The sequence below is a fragment of the Castellaniella caeni NBRC 101664 genome (assembly GCF_001592225.1).
GTDB classification, from domain to species: domain Bacteria; phylum Pseudomonadota; class Gammaproteobacteria; order Burkholderiales; family Burkholderiaceae_B; genus Castellaniella; species Castellaniella caeni.
Genome location: NZ_BCWN01000024.1, coordinates 51,033 through 60,089 on the forward strand (window position 1 = coordinate 51,033; position 9,057 = coordinate 60,089).

Annotated in this window: 11 protein-coding genes; 9 read left to right on the plus strand and 2 right to left on the minus strand. The window is 67.7% G+C overall.

Features of this window, described 5'->3' with window-relative positions:
* Positions 1-2: 2 nt before the first annotated feature.
* From CCA01S_RS13265 to CCA01S_RS13275, 3 genes are read left to right on the plus strand one after another with little or no spacing between them, the layout of a single operon-like run.
* Complete coding sequence (locus tag CCA01S_RS13265; protein WP_066459299.1) at positions 3-683, plus strand: amino acid ABC transporter permease; 681 nt, start codon at positions 3-5, stop codon at positions 681-683.
* Positions 680-1,423, plus strand: a complete 744-nt coding sequence (locus CCA01S_RS13270) for an amino acid ABC transporter ATP-binding protein (RefSeq protein ID WP_066459301.1) — start codon at positions 680-682, stop codon at positions 1,421-1,423. The genes CCA01S_RS13265 and CCA01S_RS13270 overlap by 4 nt, the downstream gene beginning before the upstream one ends.
* 10 nt (positions 1,424-1,433) lie before the next feature.
* Positions 1,434-2,207, plus strand: a complete 774-nt coding sequence (locus CCA01S_RS13275; RefSeq protein WP_066459303.1) for a uracil-DNA glycosylase — start codon at positions 1,434-1,436, stop codon at positions 2,205-2,207.
* On the opposite strand, the gene CCA01S_RS13280 is transcribed toward CCA01S_RS13275, so the two are convergent.
* On the minus strand, positions 2,148-3,377 hold the full coding sequence (locus CCA01S_RS13280) for a GGDEF domain-containing protein (protein ID WP_146030627.1): 1,230 nt from the start codon (positions 3,375-3,377) through the stop codon (positions 2,148-2,150). The genes CCA01S_RS13275 and CCA01S_RS13280 overlap by 60 nt on opposite strands.
* Before the next feature lie 193 nt (positions 3,378-3,570).
* Here CCA01S_RS13280 and CCA01S_RS13285 point away from each other — a divergent pair, with 193 nt between their 5' ends.
* The 3 genes from CCA01S_RS13285 (at position 3,571) to CCA01S_RS13295 (ending at position 5,147) form a co-directional block, all read left to right on the plus strand.
* The gene (locus tag CCA01S_RS13285; protein WP_084386764.1) at positions 3,571-4,290 is read left to right on the plus strand and encodes an AzlC family ABC transporter permease; all 720 of its coding nucleotides are present in this window, start codon (positions 3,571-3,573) and stop codon (positions 4,288-4,290) included.
* Positions 4,283-4,603, plus strand: a complete 321-nt coding sequence (locus CCA01S_RS13290) for a branched-chain amino acid transporter permease (protein ID WP_066459307.1) — start codon at positions 4,283-4,285, stop codon at positions 4,601-4,603. The genes CCA01S_RS13285 and CCA01S_RS13290 overlap by 8 nt, the downstream gene beginning before the upstream one ends.
* Positions 4,604-4,664: 61 nt before the next feature.
* Positions 4,665-5,147, plus strand: coding sequence for a YajQ family cyclic di-GMP-binding protein (locus CCA01S_RS13295; RefSeq protein ID WP_066459309.1), 483 nt, complete (start codon positions 4,665-4,667; stop codon positions 5,145-5,147).
* Positions 5,148-5,235: 88 nt separating this feature from the next.
* On the opposite strand, the gene CCA01S_RS13300 is transcribed toward CCA01S_RS13295, so the two are convergent.
* A complete protein-coding gene (locus CCA01S_RS13300) occupies positions 5,236-6,498 on the minus strand; it encodes an NAD(P)/FAD-dependent oxidoreductase (RefSeq protein WP_066459310.1) in 1,263 nt (420 codons plus the stop codon).
* A gap of 191 nt (positions 6,499-6,689) precedes the next feature.
* Here CCA01S_RS13300 and CCA01S_RS13305 point away from each other — a divergent pair, with 191 nt between their 5' ends.
* The 3 genes from CCA01S_RS13305 (at position 6,690) to CCA01S_RS13315 (ending at position 9,001) form a co-directional block, all read left to right on the plus strand.
* The gene (locus CCA01S_RS13305) at positions 6,690-7,400 is read left to right on the plus strand and encodes an FAD-dependent oxidoreductase (RefSeq protein WP_066459312.1); all 711 of its coding nucleotides are present in this window, start codon (positions 6,690-6,692) and stop codon (positions 7,398-7,400) included.
* An 86-nt stretch (positions 7,401-7,486) separates the two neighbouring features.
* The gene (locus CCA01S_RS13310) at positions 7,487-8,248 is read left to right on the plus strand and encodes a glutamine amidotransferase-related protein (protein ID WP_066459313.1); all 762 of its coding nucleotides are present in this window, start codon (positions 7,487-7,489) and stop codon (positions 8,246-8,248) included.
* Positions 8,249-8,260: 12 nt separating this feature from the next.
* A complete protein-coding gene (locus CCA01S_RS13315; RefSeq protein WP_066459314.1) occupies positions 8,261-9,001 on the plus strand; it encodes a MipA/OmpV family protein in 741 nt (246 codons plus the stop codon).
* Positions 9,002-9,057: the final 56 nt, after the last annotated feature.

Here is a 9,057-nt window from a genome sequence, read left to right on the forward strand (position 1 = left end):
CCGTGCCGGATTGGCTGCACCTCATGTCGGAATCCCTCTGGCCGCTGCTGGTCGGGGGGATCCAGTTCACCGTTCCCCTGGCCATCCTGTCCTTCGCGGCGGGGCTGGCCCTGGCTTTCCTGGCCGCCATCATCCGCCTGTTCGGCCCCACGCCGCTGGTGCTGCTGGTGCGCTTTTACATCTGGCTGATCCGCGGCACGCCGCTGCTGGTGCAGCTGTTCGTCATCTTCTACGGCCTGCCCAGCATCGGCTTCGTGCTCGATCCGCTGCCCGCCGCGCTCATCGGCTTCTCGCTCAACGTGGGCGCCTACAACGCCGAGGTCATTCGCGGGGCCATCGAGGCGATCCCCAAAGGCCAGTGGGACGCCGCCTATTCACTCAGCATGACGCGCGCCCAGGCGCTGCGGCGCACCATCTTGCCGCAGGCGGCCCGCGTGGCCGTGCCGCCACTGGCCAATTCGTTCATCGCCCTGGTGAAAGACACCTCGCTGGCGGCCGTCATCACGGTGCCCGAAATCTTCCAGGCCGCACAACGCATCGCCTCGGTCACCTACGAACCGCTGGTGCTCTATACCGAGGCCGCCCTCATCTACCTGGTGCTGTGCTCGTTCCTGTCAGCCGCGCAAACCCGCCTCGAACGCTATTTCAGCCAGCACGCGGTTTTTTCCGAGGGCCAGCGATGATCCACCTGCACGACATCCGCAAGCACTTCGGCACGCACGAGGTGCTGAAAAGCGTCAGCGTCACCATCCCCGAGGGGCAGGTCACGGCACTCATCGGGCCTTCGGGCAGCGGCAAAAGCACGCTGCTGCGCTGCGTCAACCTGCTCGAGACGCCCGACTCGGGCGAGCTCACCATCGGCGCCGAGACCCTGCGCTTCACGCCGGGGCGGCACCCCGAGCGCCACGCCGTGCAGCGCATCCGCCAGCAGACCGGCATGGTGTTCCAGAATTTCCAGCTGTTTCCGCACCTGACCGCCATCCAGAACGTGATGGAAGGGCTCGTCACGGTCAAGCGCTGGCCGCGCGAACGCGCCCGGGCGCGCGCCCGCGAGCTGCTCGACAAAGTGGGCTTGCGCGACAAGGCCGACGCCTGGCCCGCCAGCCTGTCGGGCGGCCAGCAACAGCGCGTGGCCATCGCCCGCGCCCTGGCGCCCGAGCCACAGGTGCTGTTGTGCGACGAACCCACCTCGGCGCTCGACCCCGGCCTGGCCGCCGAAGTGGTGGCCGTGCTCAGCGATCTGGCCAGCGAAGGCATGACCATGCTGATGGCCACGCACGACCTGCGCCTGGCCTCGCAGGTGGCGCGCCAGACGGTGTTTCTGGAAGATGGCGCCATCGTCGAAGCGGGCCCCTCGCAGGCGCTGTTCACGCAGCCGCGGGACGCCCGCACGCGGCGCTTCGTCACTACCCTGACCGGCTGAACCCGATACGATGTCAGACTCACCCGCGCAAAACGCCTTCCAGGGCTCGCTCCAGACCCAGATCGACACGCTGCCCGACGCCTGGCGCGACGCCTTGCAAGCCCCGCACCTGCAGGGCATCTTGCGCAAGCTGGACGCCATGCTGGCGCAGCGGCTGGCCGCGGGCGCCGAAATCTACCCGCTGCGCCCCTTCCGGGCGCTGCTGGAAACACCCCCCGAGTCGGTACAGGTGGTGATCGTGGGCCAAGACCCCTACCACGGCCCCAACCAGGCGCAGGGCCTGGCGTTTTCAGTGCCCAGCTTCTGCCCCACGCCGCCCAGCCTGCGCAACATGTTCAAAGAACTGGCGCTCGAATACGGCGAGCCCGCCGCACCGCCGCGCAACAGCCTGGTGCGCTGGGCGCGCCAGGGGGTGCTGCTGCTGAACACCTCGCTCACCGTCGAGGCGCACCAGCCCGCCTCGCACGCCAAGCAGGGCTGGGAGCACGTCACCGACGCCCTCATCATGCGCGTCTTGCGCGAAGCCCGGCCCAAGGTGCTGCTGCTCTGGGGCAGCCACGCGCAGGCGCGCCGCCAGCTGCTGCAGCTGCAGCCCCCGGCGGGCCCGGTCGAAGTATTGATGGCCAACCACCCCTCGCCGCTCTCGGCGCTGCGTCCGCCACGGCCCTTCATCGGCTGCGGCCATTTCCGTCAGGCCAACGACTGGCTGCAAGCCCACGGCGAATCAGGCATCGACTGGATGCTCGGGAAAACGCCCCAGGCGGCTGCGGGATACGGGGGTTGAGGACGGGTCGGGCTCGGGGCCGCCCTGCGACCAGATCCTGACGCAATCGCGCCCGGCGGTCTTGGCGGCGTACAAGGCCTGATCGGCCCGCGCCAGCAGGCGGTCGAGATCGTAGCCTACGTCGCGCGAGCAGGACACGCCGACGCTCACCGTCAGCGGGCACGGAAAACGCGCGGCCTGCCCGGCCAGGCGATAACGGATGCGTGCGGCAAGATCTTGTGCCCCCAGGGGGCCCAGATTGGCGGTGACGACCACGAACTCTTCGCCCCCCAGGCGCGCGCAGAGATCACCTTCGCGGGCGGTCTGCAGCAGCACCTGGGCAAAGCGGACGAGCACCCGGTCGCCCGCTTCGTGGCCGTGCCGGTCGTTGACCTGCTTGAACCAGTCGAGATCGCACATGAGCAGGGACACCTCGCCGCCTTCCTGGTGCGTCTGTTCGAGCAGCGCCGCGCCCTGCTCGAACAGGGCACGCCGGTTGGGCAGGCTGGTCAGCGTATCGTGCAAGGCCGCATGACGGTATTTTTGCTCGGCCCGCGCACGCACCAGCATCAGGATGCCGAACGCCAGGCAGATCGAAAAAAACAGCCCTTCGACCATGACCAGGGAAAAATCAGGCCAGCTCTGCCACAGCGCCCCTTTCAGGGGTATGGGCAACGCCCGCCAGAAGTAGAACACGGCGTGTTCGCCCAGGAACACCAGCACCGGCGTGACAGTGACGGGATCGCGGCGCCATTCGGGCCAGATGGCCAGCAGTCCCGCCACGAGATACCCCAGGGAGAGCGCGGAATACGCGACCACCCGCCACTGGGGCTCGGCCAGAAAAAAGGGCCACTGGCACAGTGCCAGCCAGACCAGGCCCCCCAGCCCCAGCCAGCGCCAGGGCGCGGGACGCCCACGAAACACCCGCAAGCTGACCCACAGACAAGCATGGCTGGTGATGAGAAGGAAGTTGGCAAGAACGATCGAGAAGGCGAACAGCCCGGGGCGCGTGCGCACCACCCCCAGCAAAAAGCCCAGGCAGGCCATCCACATGCCCGCAGCCGTCCAGAGCAAGGGGCGGTCGCGTTGTCCCTGGAAGGCCGCCAGACAGGTGAGGCAGCCCAGCATGAACAGTACGAAGGCTTCTACCACCAGGAGCGTGCCAGGGTCGAGATTCAACAAAACAGCCATGTGCGGACCATCAGCAAGCCAGATCAGACAAATGACATAGTATTGCAGAGTTGAAACACTTCGTACTAGCTGTTTGACGACGTGAACGCGGCGCCACGCGACCATGGCCCGGCAGCCGGTGGTGCGGGCACTTACAATACGCTCGTCATGCCCTCATCCGCAGACCGCCCCCACCGGATTTCCCGCCCGCACCATGCCTCGATCCAGCCCCGCCACGTTTTCGATTCCCAGCCTGACCGCGCCGGTCGCCATGGGCTACATCCCCCTGGGCGCCGTGTTCGGTTTTCTCTTCGTACAGGCGGGCGGCGCCGCCTGGCTGGCCATTGCCGCCAGCCTGCTCGTCTATGCCGGGGCGGCGCAATTCATGATGGTGCCCATGCTGGCCGCGGGGCTGCCCGTGAGCGCCATCGTCCTGGCCACGGTCGTTCTCAACCTGCGCCACGTTTTCTATGGCCTGTCGCTGCTCAACCACATGCCCGCCTCCCGCTGGCGGCGCTGGTACAGCATCTTCGCACTGACCGACGAAACCTATTCCGTGCTGACCGCGCTGCCCGTGCAGCAGCGCACGCGGCACATGGCCCTGGTCTGCGCCCTGAACCAGGGCTGGTGGGTGCTGGGCACCCTGCTCGGGGCGGCGCTCGGCGCGCGCGTACAGATCAGTTTCGCCGGGCTCGACTTCGTCCTGGCGGCGCTCTTTGCTGTGCTCACCATCGAACAATGGCGCGCGCGCCGCGACCTGCTGCCCGTCTGGGTGGCGCTGGGCGCCTACGCCCTGGCCCTGCTGGTGTTCCCCCGGCAAGCCCTGGCCCTGGCCATCGGCCTGAGCGTGCTGGCGGCGGCCCTGCGGCCCGCGCCAGCCCAGCCCGCCACCACGTCCCACGCGCCGACGCGCACAGGCAAGCCCCATGACTGACACCGATTACGTCCTCATCACGATCCTGCTCATGGGCGCCGTCACGCTGGGCCTGCGCGCCCTACCCTTCATCGCGGGTCACTGGCTGCGGCGCCACGCGCTGGTGCAAAAGCTGGGCGACACGCTGCCCCTGTCGATCATGGTGCTGTTGCTGGTCGATACGCTGGCGGGCCAGGCGCGCCAGCACGCCTTCGGCCCCTGGCCAGAGCTGCTGGCGGTCGCCGTCGTGATGCTGCTGCAATGGCGCACGCGCCAGACGCTGCTGAGCATCGTGGCGGGCACGGCGCTGTACATGGTGCTGCGCGCCCTGTAGCGGGTGCCGCGCACCGACAACGCCTACAATCAAGGTCTCGTTTCACGCACCAGGATTCCCTATGCCCAGCTTTGACGTGGTCTCTGAAGTAGACAAGCACGAACTCAGCAACGCGGTTGACCAGGCCAATCGCGAACTCGCCACACGGTTTGATTTCAAGGGCACCGAGGCCAAGTTCGAACTGGACGGCTACGTGGTCAACCAATCGGCGCCCAGCGCCTTCCAGCTCAAGCAGATGCTGGACATCCTGCGCGGGCGCCTGGCGGCGCGCGGCATCGACGTGCGCTGCCTCGAACTGGCCGACCCGCTCGAAAACCTGGGCGGCGCCCGCCAGAAAGTGACCATCCGCCAGGGCATCGAGCAGGCCACGTCCAAGAAGCTGATTGCCGCCATCAAACAGGCCAAGATCAAGGTCGAGACGCAGATCAACGGCGACAAGCTGCGCGTCTCGGGCAAGAAACGCGACGACCTGCAGGCCGCCATTGCCCTGCTGCGCAAGACCGACGTCGATCTGCCCCTGCAGTACCAGAACTTCCGCGACTGAGCACCTGCGCGCCCGCGCCGCTTGCCCACCCTGGGCCTGGCTGCCCGCCAGGCAGCCGGACGGGCGTCGGCCCCGGGGCAGCCCCGCGTCAGCAGGCGGGCACGTCGTCGGGCGGCGGCGTTTGCACCGTGGGGGCCGCCGCCTGCAGGATGTCCGCCGGATTGCGGTTCAGCGGCGGGTAGATGCGTTCGCCATTGATGAGCCGCTTGGTGCGCTTGGCCTGCGCGCCCTGCGCCACCAGCACACGGTCGCGCGTCTGCGTGTAGACCGCGCCCCACGGGCCGAGATCGACGATGGTGGTGTACCAGTCGATGTTCAGCGGCAGCAGGGGTTCACCCAGCAGGTCGGCGGCCACGTTGTGGCCGGCGTAGCGCCCCATGGGGCGGCCATACTGACAGGACATGATCGAGGGCTGTTTGCCATCGATGAGGCTGCGGGCGCTGTCGCCCGCGGCGAAGACGTCGTCCACCCCACGCACCCGCAAGCAGTGATCCACCCGCAGGCGGCCCAGTTCGTCGTGCTCCGCGGGGATTTGCGCGGTCAGCGCGTTGGCCCGCATGCCGCCGCACCAGATCACCGTGGACGCCGCAATGTGTTCGCCACCGACGAGATCGACCCCATTGACCGTGACCCCCGCCACCTGCGCATCGGGCCGCAACTCGACGCCCAACGCGCCCATGGCCGTTTCGATGACCGGCTGGGCCTCGCCCATGGCCTGGGCGATCTTGGGCGTGCGATCCATGAGGACGACGCGCACCTGGGCGGGGTCGCCCGCCAGCGCGGCCAGACGGCCCGGCAGCTCGGCGGCGATTTCGGTGCCGGTGAGCCCGGCGCCGATCACCACCGCCGTATAGCGCCCCGCCGATGCGGGCCGGGACGGCAGCGCGGCCAGATGCTCGCGCAGCCGCACGGCCCCCTCGTAGGTGTCAACATCCAGGGCATGCTCGGCCAGGCCGGGGATGGGCGGGTGCACGAGCGCACTGCCCAGGGCAAAGACCAGCCGGGTGTAGCCAAGCGTCCGGGTGCCACCGTCGGCCGACTGCACCTCGACCTGCCGCTGCGCCACGTCGATGTGGGTGACGGTGGCCTGCAGCCACTTCACGCCGATGGGGTCGAGCACGTCGGCCAGCGGCACCTTGGTGACGTCGAGATCGGCTTCGTAGTTGCGCACCCGGATGCTGTGGAAGGGCCGCGCGTTGACGACCAGCACTTCGACGGGGCCGTGCGGATGCGTGGTGCCCGCCAGCAGGCGCGCGGCGCCCACGGCAGCCCACAAGCCCGCAAAACCTGCGCCAAGAACCAGGATGCGCGACGCCGAAGCCTGCGCATCGTCACGAGTGGAACGGGACATGATGCACGCCTGAAAAAGTAGACGTGGTTCATTGTAGACCTGTCGATCCGACGCGGCGGCGGGGTGGCGGATACCCCTGCTGCCACCAGCGCCACGCCGCCCGGCACCCGTCTTCCGACCTATACTGTCTGCAACGTTCCGCCCGAGAACGACGCGAACACGTGATCGACTTCATTGAAAAGAGGCAAGCCATGACGACTTATGATGTCAAGCTCATCAGCAAGCGGGAAGTTGCTGAAGGCACAATGGAATTCACGCTGGAAAAACCCGCGGATCTCACCATCCGCGCCGGGCAGTTCTGCGACGTCAAGCTCCCCAGCCCCGAGGGCACCCCGAAGCACGACGCCATCCACGGTTTTTCCTTCGTCAATGCAGCCTTCGAGCCGCACGTCGTCGTGGCCACCCGCATGCGCGGCACGCCCTTCAAAGAAGCCTTCAAGAAAACACCGGACGGCACGATGCTCAAGCTCATCGCGCCGTTTGGCGACTTCACCCTGCACAAGAACGAAGCCATCCCCGCCGTCTTCATCATCGGCGGCATCGGCATCACGCCGGTGCGCAGCATGGTGGTGCAAGCATTGCACGACAAAACCGCGCACCAGATGACGCTCATCTATGCCAACCGCACCCGGGCGCAGGCCGCGTACACCGACGAATTCACGCAGCTGGCCGCGCAGCACGCCAACTTCACCTTCGTGCCGGTCTACACCGACGAACAGGTGTCCGGGGCCGAGCACGGGCGCGTCAACGCCGACATCGTCCGGCGCCACGTGTCCAAGCTCGACACGTCGCGCTTCTATCTCTCCGGCCCCGAGGGCATGGTGAAAGCCATGCGCGCGCTGCTGGTCGAGATCGGTGCCGACGAAGACAACATCCGCACCGAAGAATTCGAAGGCTACTGAGCCACACGCGCCCGGCAACCCGCTCGCCCGTCCCGGCGGCGCGGGGGGCGGCGCGGCAGGCTCCGGGCTCACAAGCACACGTCACCATGAAAATCGGCTTACTGCAATGCGACGACGTCGCGCCCGCCCTCATCGAGCGGCACGGCAACTACCCGGACATGATCCAGGCCCTGCTGCGGGCGGTTGACCCGCGCACCGAATTCCAGGTTTTCGCCTGCCACCAGGGCCAGATGCCGGATCGCACCGAAGGCTTCGACGGCTGGATCACCACCGGCTCAAAATGCGGCGCCAACGACGACGCCGACTGGATCGAATACCTGGCCACCTTTATCCGTACGCTGGCACAGGCGCGCCGTCCGCTGGTGGGCATCTGCTTCGGCCACCAGCTGATGGCCAAGGCGCTGGGCGGCCAGGTCGAGCGCAGCCCGCTGGGCTGGGGCCTGGGGGCCTACACGACCACCATCGAACAGCAAGAGCCCTGGATGAGCCCCTGGGAATCCGACCAGCTGCAGCTGCTGGCCAGCCACCAGGATCAGGTCGCCGAACTACCACCCCAAGGGCGCGTGCTGGCGCGCAACGGTTTTTGCCCCATCTACATGATGCAGGTGGGCGACACCTGCCTGGGCCTGCAAGGCCACCCCGAATTCACTCGCGCCTACCTCGAAGACCTCGTCCTGCTGCGCCAGGACCGGATCTCCCACGAGCGTCGGCAGGCGGCCCTGCACAGCCTCAGGCTGCCCGTGGACAACCTGGTCATGGGCAACTGGATACTCAATTTCTTCCGCCACCTGCGGCACCTGCCGCATCCGGCCCAGGCCGCCCACACGGCGCAGACCCCCGGGGTTTGACGCGCGCCCCGTGTGCTGCGCGGCGGCTTCGCCGCGGCCCTGCTGGGCCTGGTCTCCCTGTCGGGGGCGGCGCAGGCCGATGATCGCGTCACGCTGGGCGTCGGCGTATCGGCCATGCCACGCTACGAAGGGGCGGACGAATACAAGGGCCGCACCATCCCCATCGTCAACGCGCAAATCGGCCGCTTCTACGCCCGCACCGAAGACGGCATCGGCTTCAACTTCGTGCAGACGCAAAACTTCACCCTGAGCGCGGGTGCCAACATGATGTGGGGCTATGGCGGAGACGACGTTCCGCCCGGCATCGGTGGCCTGTCCGACGCCATCGGCGCGCGCCTGGGCTTGTCCACCAACCTCGGCGGCTTCGTCTTCGGTGTCGCGGCCACCCAGGCCGTCACGCACCGCGACCGCGGCCTGCTGATCAACACCCGGGTGTCGTACCCCTACGCCCTGAGCGACCGCGTCCGCGTCACACCCAGCGTGGGCGCCAACTGGGCCAACGAAAAGTACATGGACAGCTACTTCGGCATCAACGGCACCCAGTCGCGCCGCTCGGGGTTGGCGCAATACCACCCGGATTCGGGCGTCAAGGACGTCTCGGCCCGAGTCAGCCTCAGTTATGCCGCCAGCGAACGCTTCAGCCTGACCAGCCTGGTGGGCACCAGCCGCCTGGTGGGCGAAGCGGCCGACAGCCCGATGGTGCGGCAAAAGACGCAGTTCCAGACCCTGCTGGGCGGCAGCTACACGTTCTGATCCGCGCATCCGCCGCACGCCCTTTGAACGGCTGCGAAAAGGCGGGGTTTACCACA